Raw genomic sequence first — 18790 nt, forward strand, 5'->3', positions numbered from 1 at the left:
GTCGAATAGAATAATAGTTTGATTGAAGGAGAAGTGCTTAGCTGTTGGCACTTCTCCTTTTCTTAGAAAGCCCTTTAAACTTCATTATAATATTGTGCACTTTCAATCATCAGTTCGCAATCTAAGTAATACGAATCCTGTAAGTCAATTTCGAAGATAAAATCAGTGTCCTTAATAAATGGCTTCACCATTTTCCAATCGACTTTTCCCTTTCCAAGTGGTAATGAATCATGCTCGACTCCATAGGAATCAACAAGATGAAAATAATCAGCATAGTGATGATATAATTCCAAATGCTTTTTGAGAGCAGTATTATCTCCTCTTAGTGCAATAAAGGAATGACTAATATCGATATTCAGTGATAAATTGAGCGGCTGAACAATTTCTGATAATAGATAGGGATTAATTGCTGAAAATATCCCTTGAGTTGTGTCTTCCCATAGAAAAACTGTTGGGCAAATCGTTAAAATTTCTTCTATTCTATGCTTGGTTTCAAGTCTCTTATTTCTGTCAGTAAGATGGCTGCTTTCTGATTGCATGTAATGACAGTGAATCACACACTTAATGTTCTCTTTTTTGCAAATGTCTGCAAGTACTTCACAAGACCAATCATAAAATCTCCGCATGTCAGGATCTGTACTTATTATATCTAAATATTGCCCTTTGTATTTCATAGGATGATGTAGATAAACCCTAGCTCCTTTTGATTTTATTAGCTGTATGTATGATATGATTCTGTGTGGTTGATATAGGTCTTTTTCGACTAAGTGTAGTTCTATAATCTCAGGTTTGTAGGCTAATCTATTTTGAATTTGTTCACGGTTTAGAGCGGCTTTTAGACGAATGTTTTGGATGTGTGTTCACTCCCTACATAATTTCTCTCCTCTTTTACCATATCATTGTTTTTGTGTATTCATGTCTTGTTTTTTATGAAAAGTTCGTCAAAAAAAAGAGCACCCATATAGAGTGCTCTCAGTAACTCAGTAATTATATTTTTAATATACGCCAACCTTATCCCATGCTGATTTTACGCCGTTATAAGCGCTGCTTCCATTTCCATATAAATCTGCAGCAGATTGTAGAAGGGCTGCTCGTGCATAGCTAAAGTTACTTGTTGGAGTTAAGTAAACTGTTAGAGCACGATAGTAGATTTTTTCAGCTTGAGCTTTACCGATGCTGCTAATTGTGTAATAGGCTGCTTTATTAGGGATACCGCTGTTTGTATGAACGCCACCGTTATCAGATGTTGTGTTTACATATTGGTTCATATGCTCAGGCTGTCCGAATTGACTCGGGTTTGAGAGACTTCGTAGTGCATCACCTGATTTGGTAGGTGTGTACACATCTTCACCCATTAGATAATCCTGTGGATCTAGGAAATACCCGAAAACATCTGAGAAGGATTCGTTTAGAGCACCTGATTGATCACGGTATTCAAGTCCTGCCGAACGTTCTGTCACAGCATGTGTTAGCTCATGTGCCACAATATCAAGAGCACCTGATAATGGAGCAAATACACTTCCATCGCCATCACCATAAACCATTTGAGAGCCATTCCAGAATGCGTTGTTGTAGTTGCTTCCGTAGTGAACAGTTGATCTTATTGTTGCACCATTATTATCAAAGCTATTACGGTTGTGAGTGTTTTTATAATAGTCATAAACTTGTCCAGCATAATAATGAGCATCAACATCTGCTCCTTGAGTTGATGATGTCCAAGCATTATTACTATCAACAGAACGTGAGCCAGGATATGTTGAACGATTTTGAGCTGTGAAGGTTTCGATTACACCATTCATTGGTTTTGTGACATCATATAGATAATATGTCCCACCTGATGAATAGGTGTTTAATGTTTTACTATCACCTTTTATTCCGTATCCTGATCCCGTTGTAGCGGCATCATTCACTGCATTATATGAATCAACAATTGAACCATCTTTAGCGTTAACGAAGATTTGCCAGTTAGCTCCGTAAGGCTCAATGAATTGTAATTGAACCTTATAGGCCAACGTAAATTCGCCATCTTTTTCGTAAACAACTAAGTCTTTTTTGACCTGATTATGCTCTGTAGCTGTGTGTGCTTTTGGAGATAAATCCTTTACTGAATCATTGTGTATATTTGTTTCTTCTTCAGAAAGATTAATCAAGCTCCATGAAAGATCTATTGCTTTCTGCTCTGTAATGGAAGGCTTTGTATCCTTAAGCTTAGCTGATGCTTCAGGATATAACTGACCAGCTGTTGTGATGACTTCATTATTTTTATTTGTATGAACGGAGAAAACTGCACCTTCTACAGGGACATTTTTTACTACCTGTGAAAAGGTATAATGTGTCATTCCTAATTCATCTGTTTGCTTATCTAGTAGTTGAAGTTCTTTAGTAGAATCAATTTTAAATAATTCTTTATTGGCTTTTAAAAATGCTTTTACTTCTTTTTCTGTTTTTACTTTGTTTTTTGATAGTTTACCTGATAAAAAATTAGGAACTTGTTTATCTTTCTCTAGTAGTTTTTGTTCTAGCTGCATGTTTTCCATGAGTTTCTCTGAGGGTGTTAAGGCAAAGGAAGTTGAGGTAGGTAAGATGGTGCTAAAAGCTAATGAAGTGCCGAGTACAATGGTTGCTAGTTTTTTTGACATTTTTCATTCCCCTTTTTGCTTATTTTAGAATTAGCTAACTCTATTACCACGTGTTAAAGCTAGTATAGTAGGATAATAGTTTTTCTACAAAGCTGATATTATGGGCTATTTGGTGGTTTGAAGCTAGTAAAGTGTTAACAAGATGGAGGTACTTGCTAGTTTAGAAAGTTATATAATTTTACGCATAATTTACTGGTCTATTGACCTAGAGAGTTAGGACTATAGAATACCTAGCTAGGTTCGTGGTATGTTGGTTTTAATGAAGGCTCTTTTCTGAATTGTGTGTCTAGGCGCAATAAGGTTTATGAAATAAGCCTCCATAACTTGACTTGAATTCTACTATATAAAGGGGAGCTTGATGATGTATGAATCTATCGAAATAGGACATGTAATCAAGAGCTTAAGAAAGTCTATGGATTTAAGTCAGCAGCAATTAGCAGAGGGAATATGTACACAAGCCCAAATTAGCAAAATTGAAAATTCGAACGAAATTCCTTCTTCATTGATTTTATATAAGCTATCAAGAAAGCTTGGCGTTGATATGAATTATTTTTTTGAAATAGCAGAAACACCAAGACTAGATTATGTAAGAGATGTTTATAAAATGATAAGGTTTTTTATAAGAGAACGTGATTATCATTCAGTTTCACAGATTGTGACACAGGAAAAAAACAATCCATTGTTTCAGTCAGTTGAACATAAGCAATTTTTAGTATGGCATGAGGGAATCTGTGATTTTTATTTAAATGAAGATATTCATAGTAGTGTTGAGAAGGTAACAAGGGCATTGTTCATGACATATAAAAATGAACGATCTCTCATGAAAGAGCGGGAAATTGAAATAGCTAATAGTTTAGCCATTTTATATAAGGAACAGGGGAAATATACTCGGTCATTGGAGCTTTATACAAAGCTTTTAAGAAGTATGAAGTCAATTGATGTTATGAAGGATGACTCTATTAAACTTCGGATTTATTATGGAGTTGGTAAAGCGTACACAGATATGGGGGAATATCAGAAATCCCTGCATTATTGTCAAAAAGCTATTAAGCTTGCGATGAAAATGGAGACAATGTACTTATTAGGTGAGCTTTATTTTCAATGTGGTTCAAACTATTATCGGATGGGTGATGGGGAAGGTGGTTCATCACATATTAGAAAATGCTTAACCGTTTTTAAGCTGCAAGGTAAAGATGAGATGATTTCTTTTGTGGAGAGTTTACATGATAAGCTACGGCGGAAGCATATTTCTTAGATAGATGTTTGTCGAAAATATTCCAATAGTTATATTCACGGCTATGTATGCTTAAGAACATGGTATATATAGTAGGAATTCCTGTTACATCATCGCTAGTCAAGAATTCAGAGCAGTTATTATTTTTATATAATAGAGCTACAGTTTAAAAAATAAATTAGGAGGAATTATTAATGAAAAAAACATTACTTAATGGTTTATTTGCAATTGCACTAATTGTTTCCACTGTTTCATTTTTACAGTATGCACCAGTAGAGGTTTCAGCTCCTTTTTATGAGGATTTACCTGATCAGCATTGATTGATTTGGTGCCTGTCACCACCCGGTTTTTGTCTGAACATGTCGAATAACTGAATAGCTATCTTGTAGACTAAACGAAAAAAAGTCACCCTCACATGTCAAGAAAGGGTGACTTTTTTAATAGCTTCTCCACGCTTTTTCGTATTTCTCAATGATTGTAGGACGCATTAGTGTGTTTGTTTCGAGTTCAACAGCTTCACCGTCTGCATTTGTTATTTCAGAGTCGATATCTTTACCAAAGGTAGTGAGTCCTTTTAACACATCATCTGTTAGAAACTTTGTTTGTACTGAAATTTTAGACTCTTCAAGTGAAAATTCTTCTCTTTTTGCTAAAATAAATCCCCAATCACCAAAGCTTGGAACATCTACATGGAGATTTTCAGTATATAGCTGTGCAGCTTGTACGGTTTTATCGATGGACCAATAAACTTCTGTTGCAAATGTTGGGCTTGTTGCTTGGATCATAATTGATCCACCAGGTGCTAAATGATTCCGTAGAAGCTGGTAAAATTCTAATGTATAAAGCTTATTTAAAGACTCATTATTAGGATCAGGTAAATCAACAAGAATCACATCATAAAAGGTTGTTTGCTGCTTTTGTAAAAATAAGAAGGCGTCCTCATTTTTTACTTCAACACGCTCATCTTCAAAGGCATGCTTATTTAAAGAAACGAGATCTCGGTGTTGTTTTCCTAACTCAACAACTGCGGGATCTAGGTCGACTAACGTCATTTTTTTGATATCATCATATTTTTGTAATTCTCTTAAAGCTAACCCATCACCACCACCAAGAATCAACACATTCTTTCGTGTGTTGGCAGAAGCGATTGCAGGGTGAACGAGTGTTTCGTGATAACGATATTCATCGTTTGAGCTAAATTGAAGCTGTCCATCTAGAAATAAGCGTACATCTCCTTGTTCCTTCGTCAGAATGATTTGCTGGTAATCTGTTTGATCTGTATAGACAATTGGGTCACGATAGAGCTTTTGTTCGAATGAAAAGGCAGTTTCTTCACCAAAAAGAACACCAGAAACTAGTAATAATAGAATGACAATTCCCGCAGAAAAATGAAGCTTAAATCGTTTAAATTCTCGTTTGAAATAAATGAGAATCCATAAAGCAATAGCTACATTTATAATTGCCACTAAAAAAGCAGTTTTAACAAGTCCGAATTCAGGTCGTAATAAATAAACAAAAAGAAGACCACCAATCAGTCCTCCAGCATAATCAGAAAAAAGAACTCTTGCCGTACTTTTCTTAAGAGTAACGCCAATTTCATTCGCCTTCCTAATTAAAATAGGTAGCTCAACACCAGTGAGGGCACCAACAATTAACGTAACAGAATAGAGGAAAAATGCGTCCATTCCAGAAGAAAGGTAGGCAGTTACTCCAAATAATAAAAATGTGGAGAAGCCAGCAATAATCCCAATTAAATATTCAATCCAAACAAATGATAAAATTAAATTCTTTGTCACTTTCTCACTAATTGATGCACCAATTCCCATTCCTGTTAGAAAAAGAGAAATGGTGAGGGTGTATTGTTTAACACCATCACCAAGTAAATAGGAGCCGACCGCACCAAATAAGACTTCAAAGATAATTCCGCATACAGACACAATTCCTGATGCCCAATAAATGGCATTGCTTTGTTTTCGACTTTGATCAATCACAAAAGAATCTCCTTGCTTTGTAAAATACATGTGTTCGACTGCTTTTTAAATCCGCAACTTATTTTTAGGTAATGGAATTAGCGTGGGAAATCTCTTACTCTTATGTAATCGAAGCACCAATAACAAAGGCTAATCCAATTGACACACACATGCTAATAATTCCTACAGATATATTTCCTTTGTGTAGCTGCTCTTCAACAGAGAATTTTCTAGTGAAAAGCTCAAATAAAAGATAAGCAATCATTTGTAAAAGAACACCAAATGCACCCCAAATCAATGTATCTAGCACGCTAGCACTATGATAGATAGAAAAAGATAGTATGATGCAAATACCGATAATTTTACCACCAATTGAAAGGGTTACAGCATGATTTCCTTTTAATACCTCATCCCAGTCTTTATACTTCTTTGTTAAGGATTCAAATATAGCTAAGCCAATTAATACGATGACAATTGCAATGGCAAAGTATACGGCTGTTAAAATAAATGGTTCCATTGTATTCATCCCTTCTGAAATTAATTACTTACCTGTACCTGGTCCACCACCACGGACAGATGAAGTGCCACCTCGAACGGTCGAGGATGATCCTGGTGTTTTGAATAATCCACCTGATGATCCGTAGCCTCCATAACAATTATCATTATTATTTGAGCACTTTTGACGTTGCTTTTTGCCCCAGTCATCAACATCTAGAATTTCATCTAACACCCATAAAACTAATAAACCATCAAAAAAGCTAGGATTATAATGATTGCGCACAAATTCATAGTCTGACACTTCAACCATCGTATTTTCAGGATTGTCAGGATCATTTGTTAAAATGACAAACAGATTGTCATAGACTAGTACTTGTTTATTATCTTTTTTCTCACTTATTTCACGAGGTTTTTCATAGTTTTGTAAATCACTTGCTAATGTTTCAATAGACTGATTTTCAGCTATATAAATCTCGGAAATTTCAGCAGAGCCTTCTTGACTTGATACAACATCTTGAAGCATATACGTTGTTTGAATATATTCTGCGATTCCATCTTTAAAAAGTGTCCCACCGGTCGAACCTTGGACACCACTTCCGCAAGCTGACAAAATAAGGACAAGTGACAGCATAACAAAAAGAAGTGGTTTTCTCATGTACTCACCTTCTTTCACCACAATCTATGAGACAGACATCAAATCTATGTCCTTTATCTAAACCTTCATTTAAAGTCCCAGCAAAGAGGGATTGCTAGGACCTAATTGGTAAAAAGGTTCGTTATCTTGATTATTTTCCGAGTTTTTTCTTTAAAGCAGCTAATTCATCATCAACTTCATTTGTTTCAAGAGATTTAAATTCATCATCAAGGCTTTTATTTGATGAACGCATATCTTCACTTGTTTCAGCTTCAGCTTCATACTGAAGAACCTTTTCTTCCATACGATCAAAGCCATGCTTAGAATCATCACTACCTATTCCAGAAAGTGTACGATTCATTTTTGTTCTCGTTTTCGCAGATTCTGCACGAGCTTTTAGTGAATCTTTCTTTAGTTTCATTTCATAGTATTCAGCTTTCATTTCATCTAATTTCTTTCGTACTGAATCAGAATCTAGCTTTGCGCGGTCATATGATTCTTTTAACGTATCAGCTGTTTGGCTGTGAATCTTTTTATCTTCTAGTGCACGACGAGCTAGATCATCATTTCCTGCTTCAATCGCTTTGATTGCTTGCTCATCACGTTTATCAACCATTTTTTGCGCATCTTCGTATTTCTTTTGAAGCATTTTTTCATTTGCGATTTGCTTTGCAACAGCTGCTTCAGCTTCACGAATATCACTTTCCATATCTCTCATAAACTGCTCAAGCATTTTTACTGGATCTTCAGCTTTGTCTAGTAAAGAATTTAATTCAGAATCAACAACGGTTTTCACTCTTTTGAATAATTTAAACATAGAAATCCTCCTAGTTACTTGCTATAATTTTTAATTCAAATTGTTCGATTTCATACCCTACACTAACTTCAACTTCACTGCCCCATTTTTCAACAGACAGAAATTTTTCCTCATCATCATCACAATAGTCAAAGTATTGACAGTTCATTCCATTAATATTTTGACTTCTCCCTAATCCAGTTACACGTGCGGTTCCAGATTCATCAAGATAGAAGGTAGTTCCTTCGTGTTCGATTTTCTTCGGAAAAGGCTCTTGCGGCTTAAGTTTAATTTTCTCATACATTCCAAGATAAAGCTCATCATCCATTTCAACACTCAGCCACATCGTTCTGTTCACACCTTCTAGCTGATAAGCATGCCATGTAAACCCATGATCATCATAACTAATTTTTCCAACAACCTTATAGTCCTCTAAATCATAGGTGATAATGTCATCCGTTTGCAAATTGAACATGTTCCGTTCCTCAACAGGTTTTGTAGAAGAAGGCTTCTTACCAAACAACTTACTAAAAAAACTCATGTATCCACCTCAACCTTTTGTCCATTTTACTTCCATTATATAACTACGTAGGAGATTTGAGAAAGTTTCATTTTTTTTTGGTGCCTGTCACCACCCGAGTTTTGTCGAATAGAAAAATAAAAAAACAGCCTCTTGTTTAAAAGGGGCTGTTTTTAGTTGCTATCGGACATTCTGTTCAGACTAGACTAGCTCAGTCTGTTTTGTTTCCTGGAAGCTATATTTATTTTCTATAAAGACTTGATGCCAAATCATAAAGATCAGAACAGTCCAGATTTTTCTACTGTTATCAGCTTTTCCATTACAGTGATCTTCTAATAGGTTGGTAATCACTTTTTTGTTGAGCAGATGATCTGTTTGACTTTCATTTATAATATTAATGACCCAATCATGCATTTCATTTTTTAACCAATGACGGATTGGAACAGGGAAGCCAAGTTTTTTACGAGTTAATACATGCTCAGGAACAACACCTTCTGCTGCTTTTCGAAGAATGTATTTTGTTGTATTATTGCTTGTTTTGAATTCAGTTCCCACTTTTGAAGCGACTTTAAATACTTCTTTATCTAAGAATGGTACGCGAAGCTCAAGTGAATTAGCCATTGTCATTTTATCTGCTTTTAAAAGAATATCTCCTCTTAACCAAGTATGAATATCAATATATTGCATACGATCAACTGGATCATAGTTCTTTGTTTGATCATAAAAAGGCTTTGTGATGTCAAGATAATGTGAATTCGGATTATACCATTTGAAAAGCTTTTCCTTCTCTTTTTCATCAAACATTTTTGCATTTCCGATATAGCGACTTTCCATCGGAGTACAGCCGCGTTCGATAAAGCTTTTGCCTGTTACACCTTCTGGGACAATTTCCGAAAGTCTTCTAAGTAGCATTTTCATGGTTTTTGGCACTTTGTTGAAAATAGCTAAATCCTGTGGTTCACGATAGATGTTATATCCACCAAATAATTCATCTGCACCTTCTCCAGAAAGCACTACTTTTACATGCTTTCTTGCTTCACGTGCGACGAAATACAATGGAATTGCAGCAGGATCAGCTAAAGGATCATCAAGATGCCACACAATCTTCGGTAATTCTTTCATATATTCCTCAGGACTGATCAGGTAGCTGATGTTTTCGATGTTTAATTTATCTGCCGTTTCCTTTGCTACATCTATTTCACTAAAGCCATTTTGTTCGAAGCCAACAGAAAATGTTTTAATTGCAGGATTGTACTTTTGTGCAATAGACGCAATTAATGATGAATCGATTCCACCTGATAAAAATGAACCAACAGGAACATCACTTCGCATGTGAACATTAACTGAATCAAACATTACATCGCGAATTTCTTTTGCTAGCTTATCCTCTGTTGTAGCTACTGGTGAAAATGAAGCATTCCAATACTTTTTGATTTCCATGTTACCATTTGGTTTTTTTGTGAAATAGTGTCCTGGAAGTAGCTTTTGAATACCATCAGACATCGTGGCAGGCTCTGGTACATATTGATAAGTTAAGTATTGTTGAAGTGCTTCACTGTTTATCACATCATTTTTCATAGCTAGCAAAATGCTTTTCTTTTCTGATGCGAAATATGTGCGATCTTCCTCCTTTTTGTAGAAAAAGGGCTTTATACCGAAATGATCTCTTGCTCCGAATAAAACTTCCTCTTGTTTATCCCAAATAAGAAACGCAAACATTCCTCTTAGCATTTCAGGAGTTTTCTCTTTGTACTTACTGTACATGGCAATGATAACCTCTGTATCAGAATGTGTTTCAAAATGAAAGCCTTCCTGTGCTAATTCATTTCTCAGTTCAACATGATTGTAAACCTCTCCATTAAAAATAATCCAATAACGAGAGTTCTCGTATGAAAGTGGCTGATGTCCGCTTTCAAGATCAATAATACTTAGTCGTCTAAATCCGAAGCTAATATAGTCGTCATAAAAATAACCAGAATCATCTGGTCCTCTATGTTCAATGATGTTATTCATATTCTCAAATAGGTGTTTGAATTGTTGACCTTGATTTATCCCTTTCTCGTGTATGCATCCAATAAATCCACACATGAAAGTTCACCTTCTTTTCTATTAATTAATACATCGTACGTTAAACGGATGTTTATTCTAGATTGTTTCAAATCTGAAGAAAAATATCCGGAAAATTAGAAAAAACATATTTTTACAGATATTTCAACATAAAGTAACACTAAGTCCAATCTTAACACAAAAATTACCTAATTAATATATGAAATGGTGCCTGTCACTACCCGAAATTTGTCGATTAAAATTTACTAGATTGTGGTATAGTCTTAGGTAGGAGGGATGTATGATGATTAGTGAAAAACTTGTTGATGGGTTAGTGAAACAGATGAATTATGAGTTCTATTCTGCTCATGCATATTTAGGGATGGCAGCTTATTGTTCAGCAGAAAGTTTAGATGGTTTTGCTAATTTCTTTCTTGTGCAAGCTGAAGAGGAACGCTTTCATGCGATGAAATTTTATAACTTTATTAATGATATGGGAGAGCGTGCTTTATTAGAGGGCTTTCCAACGCCACATAATGAATTTGATTCGGTTTTAGATGTGTTTGAAAAAGGTCTTTTACACGAAAAGGAAGTAACACGTCGTATTTATGACCTTGCAGACATGGCTCTAGATGAGCGTGAGCATGCAACAATGACATTTTTAAAATGGTTTATTGAAGAACAAGTAGAAGAGGAAGCTAGCTTTGATACGCTAATTCAGAAATTAAAACGTATTGATAAAGACAGCAACGCATTCTTTATGCTTGATAGTGAATTAGGAAAAAGAACGTTTGTAGCTGGAGAGTAAGAGGGGGAGGCGGTGCCTGTCACTACCCGATTTATGTCGAGGGATATAGGTATTCTTCTTGTTATAACTCTTTAAGATATACTTAAAAACAGTCACTCCTAAAGGGATGACTGTTTTTTTATTCGACGGGTGCCTGTTTCGACAGGTGCCTGTCACGCCCCGAGTTTTGTCGAAGCTACAGCTAGCTTCGACTATAATCTCAGTTAAGTAATTCGACAAATACCGGGTGGTGACAGGCACCACAGCACAGCATCGGATACCGCGCCTCCTAAACCGCCTTCCTCTGAATATACATCAATCCACTCACAAAAAAGACGATGAAGCCAAGTGTAATAGCGTAGATGATGGATTCGAATGAGACGAAGAAGCCTCCCCAGGGGCCTTCTTCTTTTGGAATCATTGTAAGAAATGGCTGAACCCACGGGTAGTAGGGCGCGTATGTTTCGGAATTTGCGACAAGTATATTTGGCATAGTGAAGAAAACGTTAAACGCAAGTGGAGCAGCAAAACTTGACCAAGCCATTGAAACTAAAAGCATAATGGTAGCTAATGGTAGCGTTGAAATCCATCCTCCAAGAATACTTTTAAGGATCATCTCCATAGGAAATGGATCTGTAAATCCTTTCACAAGTCCAACGACAATCCACCCCCCCATAAAAACAAGTTGATTAAGAGCAATTAGCAGCATCACAAGTAGAAATTTTGACATGTACACATGAGTTCGTTTCACAGGTAAGCTTAATAGCTGTTTCCAGCCGCCATTTTTATGCTCATAACGACAGATGAAGCTTGTGAAAACACCAATAATTAAAGGTAGAAATAAAATCGTGTGCATCGGTGTCATGATGAGTAATGTTAGTGACCATTCATTTACTGCTTCCTCGATCGGTGGGGTAGAAGCTAGAGCGGCCACTGTTGCAAGAAATGGACTAACAAACAATAAAAGCCACACATGGGTTTTTCGCATTTTCAGAATTTCTGATTGTAGTAAATGGATAAACATTATTTCACATCCCTTTTTTCAAAATCAATCATTCCTATCAAAAGGATGATGATTCCGAGCGTTGTTCCTGCTGTTACATACCAAATCGGCTCATGCTCCCCCAATAATAACGGCCATTTCCAGATCACCCAATCAGGGGCATAAAAGGCAAACATTGAAAAAACAGCTCCGAAAATTCCAACGCTCAATGATACAGCTTGATTTTCGATCGTAATAGATAACCATATTTGAAGAGCTAAAATCGGTAAACCAGCCAAAAGTGGATAAAAGCTATTTTTCAAAATATCTGTTAGTGGCATGCCAGAATTGAATCCTAGACCAAGTCCTAATAAAATGGTTCCAACAAACAATAAAATTGATGAAAGTAACAGCATCATTAATGTCACGAAAAATTTCGATGAAAACACAACTCGACGTTTTATAGGTAAGCTAAGTAGTTGTTTCCATGAGCTTTGCTGGTGCTCAATTGTGGCAATTTGTGATGCTAAAATCGTTATCCCAAGAAGAAGAGCAGGGCAAACAAACATATTCACATTTGCAATCAGATCCTGCCAGACGTTTTCGCTATTTTCTACTAAATAATCATAACGAACACCGTAATTCACCATTTGCATGGCAATCACACCAAATGGACCTAGAAAAACAAGGAACCAAAACCATTTTCGCTTAATTTTTAATAAGTCAGCTTGAAAGACTGTTAGCATGCTTAAGTCCTCCCTCACTTGTTAGGTCGAGGAATATATCTTCTAATGATTTACGTTTTTCCTCCACACGATAAACCGAGTGACCACCTGTAACAAGTAGATTTATCATTGCTGCAATTTTTTCATCAGACATATCTTGAGAAATTAATCGATCCTCTACAATATCAGTCAAAATACCCTTCGATAAAAGCAGTGCTTTTGCTTTTTTCGTATCCTGAACTTTTACTGTGATTTCAGCCTTTGCTTTACTTCGAAGGTTTTCAATTGAATCCTGAAAAATCATTTTTCCGTTTGAAATAATGCCAACCTGTGAAGCCATTTGATCGATTTCACTAAGAAGATGACTAGATATTAGGATTGTGATTCCAAATTCTGTTGGCATTTTTTTAATTAAATCCCGAATTTCATGAATGCCTGATGGATCTAGTCCATTTGTTGGTTCATCCAAAATGAGTAATTCTGGATTTCCTAATAAAGCAGACGCAATGCCAAGACGTTGCTTCATCCCGAGTGAATATCCCTTCACAGCTCGGTCGGCGTCTTTCGTTAAACGTACAATTGATAAGACCTCATCAATTCGACTTTTCGGAACCTGAAGGATTCTGCGAAGAGCTTCTAAATTTTCTCGTGCTGTTAAATGTCCATAATAAGAAGGAGATTCTACTAAAGAACCAATCTTTTTAAGTGCTTTGATTTTATTTGCTTTTGCATCTTCACCAAACAACTCAATTTGTCCATTTGTTGGCTCCATTAACCCAAGCAACATACGAATCGTTGTTGTTTTTCCCGCACCATTTGGACCAAGAAATCCGTAAATTTCTCCTTTATTAATCGATAAATTAATTTTGTCCACAACTGGTTTTCCTTTAAATTTCTTTGTTAAATTATTTGTTTTAATAATTTCGTTCATGATTAATCACCTCAGTTAAAGCTTAGACGGCTAGAGTTAAAACGAGGTATTTGTTTTGTTTAAATTTTGTTTAAAAATCTTCAATAAATGAGAAAAAGCACCTTAAGAAGTAGGTGCTTACACTTTTTTATGATGTTCGATTGTAATTGTTGTTCCTTGATCACCAGTTTCGATTGACCAGGTTAAATTCATTTCCTTTATCATCACATCAACTATTGTTAAACCAATTCGGGCACCTTGTTTTTCACTTTTCTCATTAAATCCTTTGCCTTTGTCTGTGATCACAAGCTTTTCAAGATTTTCTTCACTAATGAGGGAAATCTCTAAAAATTTACCTTCTGCTGCATGGCGAACGACATTTTGTAGAAGATTATCGAAAATTCGCTCCATCCACTGTGGATCAATATTCCAAAAAATCTGTTCAGGATTTGTGTTAATCGTAATATCAAATTTCTTTTCTTCAAGAACTGGATACCACTGAGCTGTTATTTTTCTAATAAAACGATTTAGCTCTGTTTTTTCTGGATGAAAAGGATATTTTTTTGCTGATAAAAGTGTGTACGATAATAAGTTATCAATGAGACTACCAAGATAATCAATTTTTTGATCGATAGAAGCTAGTGCTTCTTTTCCTTTGATTGTTTTAACTTCATCTTTTACATGGTCTAGCTGAGCACGAATCGTTGTTAGTGGTGTTCGCAGATCATGTGATAAATTGGCGATAAGGTTTTTACGCAATTCCTCTTGCTTTTGTTCTCGTTGATTACTTTGCTCTAATTCTTGAATCATCCTGTTAAAGCTATCCTCAAGCTGACCAATTTCATCTGTTTTTGAAACAATAACCGTTTGAGGTATACCGTTAGCACCTTTATTTTCCATAGCGTGTGAAAGTCGAAGTAATCTTTTATGGATGCTTTTGAAAAATAACCACGATAGAAAAATAAATAGAAGTAGTATAAGGATGTTTACAACAATAAAGATATATGTGTAATGATCGCCTAAACGTTGGATTGGTGGCTCGAGTAAAATTCGATCAACTTTAATGACCATAAATCCATTGTTAGGATTATTTTCAAAAAAGGCAACAACTGTGAACGGATCTGCATCATAGGCGTTCTTCATAAACTGAATGGTGTAAGAAGAAGACCATTTTTCAGGAAGCGTATCTTCAACAGAATAAGTATCCCGAGTGATCCCGTCTGAATCTACCCAAAATAGCTGTGCTTCTGGATGCTTTTTTTGGATACTTTGTAACCTATCACGGATTTCATCTTCGTTTTCTTCTGATAATGATTTTGCTTGTTTATGCCACATCTCTTCTAAATCTATTGAACCTGAAAAGGAAGACTTTTTTGCTGGGTCTTCGACAACTAGTGCTGGAATATAAACAAGCATCGAAATAAAAGGGACAGAGATGGGGAGAATTGCCATAGCTAGAAAAATGATCATCAAGTATTTAAATTGTAATGATTTTATCCATTTCCATTTCATGCTTTCACCCTGTATCCAATTCCGCGAATCGTTTCAATAATTTCTGGCTTGGAAGGATTGAGCTCAATTTTTTCTCTAAGAAAGCGGATATGTACCATTAGGGTTTTGTCTCCTTCGATATAGGGCTCCTTCCATACGCCCTCATAAAGTTGCTCCTTGGTTAAAATTTGGTTAAGATGCTGTAAAAAGAATGAGAATATATGGTGCTGCTTTCCTGTTAAAAGTATTTCCTCACCAGTTGTTGTATTCGTAATCACATGATTGGTGGTATCTATTTCAAGATGCTTGATTTGCTTTTTTGTTGTGGTTTCTTTATGAAATCTGCGGAGTAAAACCTCAATTCGTTTTGAGAGCTCCTGTGGATGAAAGGGCTTTGTCAGATAATCATCTGCAAATTCTAAGCCTTCAAGCTTATCTTCAATCGATGAACGTGCTGATAGCATAATGATTGGAATATCGCGGCTGTTTCTCTTTATTCTCTTTCCAATCGAAAAACCATCTAATCCAGGAAGCATCACATCCAAAATCACAATAGAAAACTTACTCAAATCACCAGGCAAATCAAGACCAGACGTTAACCAGCTAACATCATACCCCTCAGCAACTAACTCACGCTCAACCCACTGACCAATCTCCTGATCATCCTCAATATATAATATTGAATTCATTTTATTGCACCGCCCTTATTTATTTCGGGCGGTGCCTGTCACCACCCGGAATTTGTCGAAAGAATTGATCGATTCGTATTCGTATCTATTTTGATAGTACTTGGAAATGTGGTGCCTGTCACTACCCGGTTTTTGTCGAATGATAGTATCTTGACGAGAAGTCTGGTTTCAAATATATTTAAAGCGAAAAACATATATTGGAAGGGAATGGTGGTTAAGATCAAGTTATCAATAGTAGATTGTTGTTTTAGGATGTATCATAATGAAAGGCAGCTTTTTGCCACGGAAAAAAGTAGTTTAACAGTTTCCAGCTATAGCACGCTAAATTCCTCCTTCGTTTGCTGTTGTAATAGATAGCATGGGAAGAAAGCCGCGTATATTATCACCTCTATATTTCTATCACATTGTTTGTCGTGGAAACCGCCGCGATCCGCTTTTTATGGATGAAAGAGACATTCAAGCCTTTGTATTTATTCTCAGAAGAATTCATGAAAGACTCCCCTTTGAAATTGCTTCCTTTTGTTTAATGACAAATCATTATCATCTTCAATTAAAATCTCAGGATCACTCCATCTCGAAAATCATGGCACTCATTAATAAGCAATATGCAAATTACTATAATAATCGATATAACCTTACAGGACATGTGTTTGAAAAGAGGTTTTTTGATAGTGTAATTCTTGCGAGAAGGGGAATGCTTGAGGTTTCTCGGTATATACACCTAAATCCTGTTGAAGCTAATATCGTGAAGAGACCTGAGGATTATCTATGGAGTAGCTACCATTTATTTTTTATAAACGAAGCCGAATATGATTATTTGCCGTTTTTTAATCCGGGGATTTTATTAGATGAAATGGAAGGGGACACGTTAGATGAAAGGCAGGAGGAGTTTCGAATTTATCATAGGTTAAGAGATATTGATTTTGAAATTTATAAAAATGATTTATGAATGAAGTATTAGTAATTATAGGAGTTAAAAAGCAGAAATATATTTAATTAGAAAAAAGAAGGAGCCGCCAAGCCTCATTGTGAGGTCTGGTGGCTCCTTCTCTTTATAAGTTAAACATCTCAATCGACAAAAATCGGGTGGTGACAGGCACCCCGACTTTCGACAAAAACCGGGAAGTGACAGGCACCAACTCTGGCACCAAATCTACTCCACAATCTTATCCGATATCCATCCAGTTTTACCGTTTGGGGTTTCGACTTTGAGCCAGCGGATTCCTTGGTTGTCGGTTTGTTCTTCTTCTAGGTATGTGATGGTTTCGCCTTGCTTGATGTCATCAACGATGTTTCCGTTTAGGGACGGGGTTTCACGGATGTTTCCGCCTTCTTGATATTTTTCTTTGAGTTTTAATGTTTTCGGGTTCACTTTTGAACTGACTTCCTCGAATTTTCCTTTTACATTTGCTTGCAGCTTGGTGAGATCATAGCCCAGCTCTTTTTGAACCTTTTCCTTTGTTACCCATGTTTCGAAATCGATCCAGGTTTTTGAGTAAGAAGTTGTTGGGTTATTAACGATCGCAAGTGGAAGCAAAATGGCAAGAGAAAAGGCAACAAGTCGAACCATTTTTTTAATTCTTGCTTTGTTTCTCGTTCGTCTTTTTGATAAATCCTCTAATCTTTCAAAACTCTTTAGTAGCACAGCACATAGGTCTTCACCTGCTTCGAGCCAGTAGGGAATTCGGTGATCTCCATTACTACGTCGCTTTGATAAAAATTTATGAAAAAATACCATAAGCGGATAAGAAAGATATTCAACAGCTTTCTTCACCAATATGCTAGCCCATTCGATTAGCTTAGGTAAAAGTAGAAAGATAATCGGTCTAGCAAGAATAATGAGAACATACGTAACAATGGCGATTCGCAGCCAGACGGGCAATAATGTGAGTGGTACCCAAATCCAGAAAACTTGATTAAGTATGGTTTCCACTTATTTTACTCTCCTTTAGTAGATTGGTAGACACTTCTTAAATCCTCAAGAGGGTCTTCTGCATATTCATTTCTGTTGCTATTTTTTTGAGCTTCTGCAAAATTTTCAGAAGGGAAGTACACTCTAATTTTTTCTAGCTGTTGCTCGATTTCGATTCTGTCTACTGTTGGATCTGAAATTAATTTCCGCACTTGATCTTGAACCTCTGATCGGAATTTCTCTTGGTTTGCAATTCTACCTTGAACAATTTCTAGAGCTGCTTTGTTTTCCTCAGATAATAATAACGCATTAAATAGGTTGCCATTTTCAATTTCTTTTTGAATTCTTTCGGCAAGAGCTAGTGCTTGGCGTTGTTTTACTTCTCTTTCATGCTCAGCAAGCTCACCTTCACGATCAATATCCCAATATTTCTTATCATGCTCTTGATCACTTCGACTTTGCTTCACAAGTACATTTATATCTGAAACAACAATGCCTACCTGCTTTAAGCCTGCTACCATTGAGGAGTGCTCATGTAAATCCTCAATATGCTTCTTCACCCGTTTTGCATCAGAGATTGAATAATCTGTTGTGATTTCTTCAAGCCAGTAAGGAAGCTTCTTTTTTATATACGTAACAATTTCACCTGCATCTTGCTGGACAAGGGAAATTGGATCAACCACTTTATAATCGATTGATAGATTAATAAGGAAGCTGCGACCTCTGTCTAATGAAAGATATTCTTCTTCACTTTGATAATTTTGTGTTGCCATGTTGACGATATATACCTTCGTATATTTTCCTGCACGTAAATCACTACGAGTTAACCGGTCACCATTTTTAACAACCTGAAAGTTATTTTCTCCATTCACATAAACAAACGCTTGATTAAGTGAAGAAGCTGGTGGTTTTTCAAAAAAGCTAAATTTTACTGGTTGAACTTCAATCAAATTCATT

19 protein-coding genes are annotated in these 18790 nt (G+C 36.0%); 4 read left to right on the top strand and 15 right to left on the bottom strand.

What is annotated here, in order from left to right; genetic code table 11:
• Nucleotides 1–74 precede the first annotated feature (74 nt).
• Both JOC75_RS21390 and JOC75_RS21395 read right to left on the bottom strand, forming a co-directional pair.
• The gene (locus tag JOC75_RS21390; protein ID WP_239589612.1) at nt 75–674 is read right to left on the bottom strand and encodes a TIM barrel protein; all 600 of its coding nucleotides are present in this window, start codon (nt 672–674) and stop codon (nt 75–77) included.
• A gap of 321 nt (nt 675–995) precedes the next feature.
• Entirely contained in the window at nt 996–2639 is a 1644-nt protein-coding gene (locus JOC75_RS21395; protein WP_204956007.1) for a M4 family metallopeptidase, read from the bottom strand.
• A 361-nt stretch (nt 2640–3000) separates the two neighbouring features.
• Between JOC75_RS21395 and JOC75_RS21400 the strand changes: the two genes are divergently transcribed.
• Nucleotides 3001–3894, top strand: a complete 894-nt coding sequence (locus JOC75_RS21400) for a helix-turn-helix domain-containing protein (protein ID WP_204956008.1) — start codon at nt 3001–3003, stop codon at nt 3892–3894.
• Nucleotides 3895–4067: 173 nt separating this feature from the next.
• Nucleotides 4068–4193, top strand: coding sequence for a hypothetical protein (locus tag JOC75_RS24300; RefSeq protein WP_275580349.1), 126 nt, complete (start codon nt 4068–4070; stop codon nt 4191–4193).
• Between the two features lie 117 nt (nt 4194–4310).
• Here the strand turns inward: JOC75_RS24300 and JOC75_RS21405 are convergent, their stop codons facing one another.
• The 6 genes from JOC75_RS21405 to asnB form a co-directional block, all read right to left on the bottom strand.
• Entirely contained in the window at nt 4311–5894 is a 1584-nt protein-coding gene (locus tag JOC75_RS21405; protein WP_204956009.1) for a polyamine aminopropyltransferase, read from the bottom strand.
• 70 nt (nt 5895–5964) lie between these two features.
• Nucleotides 5965–6360 (bottom strand): DUF350 domain-containing protein, encoded by a 396-nt coding sequence (locus JOC75_RS21410; protein WP_204956010.1) that lies wholly within the window; start codon nt 6358–6360, stop codon nt 5965–5967.
• A 24-nt stretch (nt 6361–6384) separates the two neighbouring features.
• Nucleotides 6385–6996: a DUF4247 domain-containing protein gene (locus JOC75_RS21415; RefSeq protein WP_204956011.1), complete on the bottom strand. Its 612-nt coding sequence runs from the start codon at nt 6994–6996 to the stop codon at nt 6385–6387.
• Between the two features lie 130 nt (nt 6997–7126).
• Entirely contained in the window at nt 7127–7792 is a 666-nt protein-coding gene (locus tag JOC75_RS21420; protein WP_146950829.1) for a PspA/IM30 family protein, read from the bottom strand.
• Between the two features lie 10 nt (nt 7793–7802).
• Nucleotides 7803–8312: a DUF4178 domain-containing protein gene (locus tag JOC75_RS21425; protein ID WP_204956012.1), complete on the bottom strand. Its 510-nt coding sequence runs from the start codon at nt 8310–8312 to the stop codon at nt 7803–7805.
• A 180-nt stretch (nt 8313–8492) separates the two neighbouring features.
• Nucleotides 8493–10379, bottom strand: coding sequence for an asparagine synthase (glutamine-hydrolyzing) (asnB, locus tag JOC75_RS21430; RefSeq protein ID WP_204956013.1), 1887 nt, complete (start codon nt 10377–10379; stop codon nt 8493–8495).
• 262 nt (nt 10380–10641) lie between these two features.
• Between asnB and JOC75_RS21435 the strand changes: the two genes are divergently transcribed.
• On the top strand, nt 10642–11145 hold the full coding sequence (locus JOC75_RS21435; RefSeq protein ID WP_204956014.1) for a ferritin: 504 nt from the start codon (nt 10642–10644) through the stop codon (nt 11143–11145).
• A 268-nt stretch (nt 11146–11413) separates the two neighbouring features.
• Here JOC75_RS21435 and JOC75_RS21440 read toward each other — a convergent pair whose 3' ends face one another.
• The 5 genes from JOC75_RS21440 to JOC75_RS21460 form a co-directional block, all read right to left on the bottom strand.
• Entirely contained in the window at nt 11414–12148 is a 735-nt protein-coding gene (locus tag JOC75_RS21440) for an ABC transporter permease (protein ID WP_204956015.1), read from the bottom strand.
• Entirely contained in the window at nt 12148–12852 is a 705-nt protein-coding gene (locus JOC75_RS21445; protein WP_204956016.1) for an ABC transporter permease, read from the bottom strand. The genes JOC75_RS21440 and JOC75_RS21445 overlap by 1 nt, the downstream gene beginning before the upstream one ends.
• The gene (locus JOC75_RS21450) at nt 12830–13762 is read right to left on the bottom strand and encodes an ABC transporter ATP-binding protein (protein ID WP_204956017.1); all 933 of its coding nucleotides are present in this window, start codon (nt 13760–13762) and stop codon (nt 12830–12832) included. The genes JOC75_RS21445 and JOC75_RS21450 overlap by 23 nt, the downstream gene beginning before the upstream one ends.
• Before the next feature lie 117 nt (nt 13763–13879).
• Nucleotides 13880–15253, bottom strand: a complete 1374-nt coding sequence (locus JOC75_RS21455) for a sensor histidine kinase (RefSeq protein WP_204956018.1) — start codon at nt 15251–15253, stop codon at nt 13880–13882.
• Nucleotides 15250–15921: a response regulator transcription factor gene (locus tag JOC75_RS21460; RefSeq protein WP_204956019.1), complete on the bottom strand. Its 672-nt coding sequence runs from the start codon at nt 15919–15921 to the stop codon at nt 15250–15252. The genes JOC75_RS21455 and JOC75_RS21460 overlap by 4 nt, the downstream gene beginning before the upstream one ends.
• A 358-nt stretch (nt 15922–16279) precedes the next feature.
• On the opposite strand from JOC75_RS21460, the gene JOC75_RS21465 reads away from it, so the two are divergent.
• A complete protein-coding gene (locus tag JOC75_RS21465; RefSeq protein WP_204956020.1) occupies nt 16280–16870 on the top strand; it encodes an REP-associated tyrosine transposase in 591 nt (196 codons plus the stop codon).
• A 204-nt stretch (nt 16871–17074) separates the two neighbouring features.
• Here the strand turns inward: JOC75_RS21465 and JOC75_RS24385 are convergent, their stop codons facing one another.
• A complete protein-coding gene (locus JOC75_RS24385; RefSeq protein WP_204956021.1) occupies nt 17075–17854 on the bottom strand; it encodes an SH3 domain-containing protein in 780 nt (259 codons plus the stop codon).
• A 5-nt stretch (nt 17855–17859) separates the two neighbouring features.
• Complete coding sequence (locus JOC75_RS21475; protein ID WP_204956022.1) at nt 17860–18789, bottom strand: hypothetical protein; 930 nt, start codon at nt 18787–18789, stop codon at nt 17860–17862.
• Between the last annotated feature and the right edge of the window lies 1 nt (nt 18790).

The organism is Metabacillus crassostreae (assembly GCF_016908395.1).
In the GTDB taxonomy this organism is placed as follows: Bacteria; Bacillota; Bacilli; order Bacillales; family Bacillaceae; genus Metabacillus; species Metabacillus crassostreae.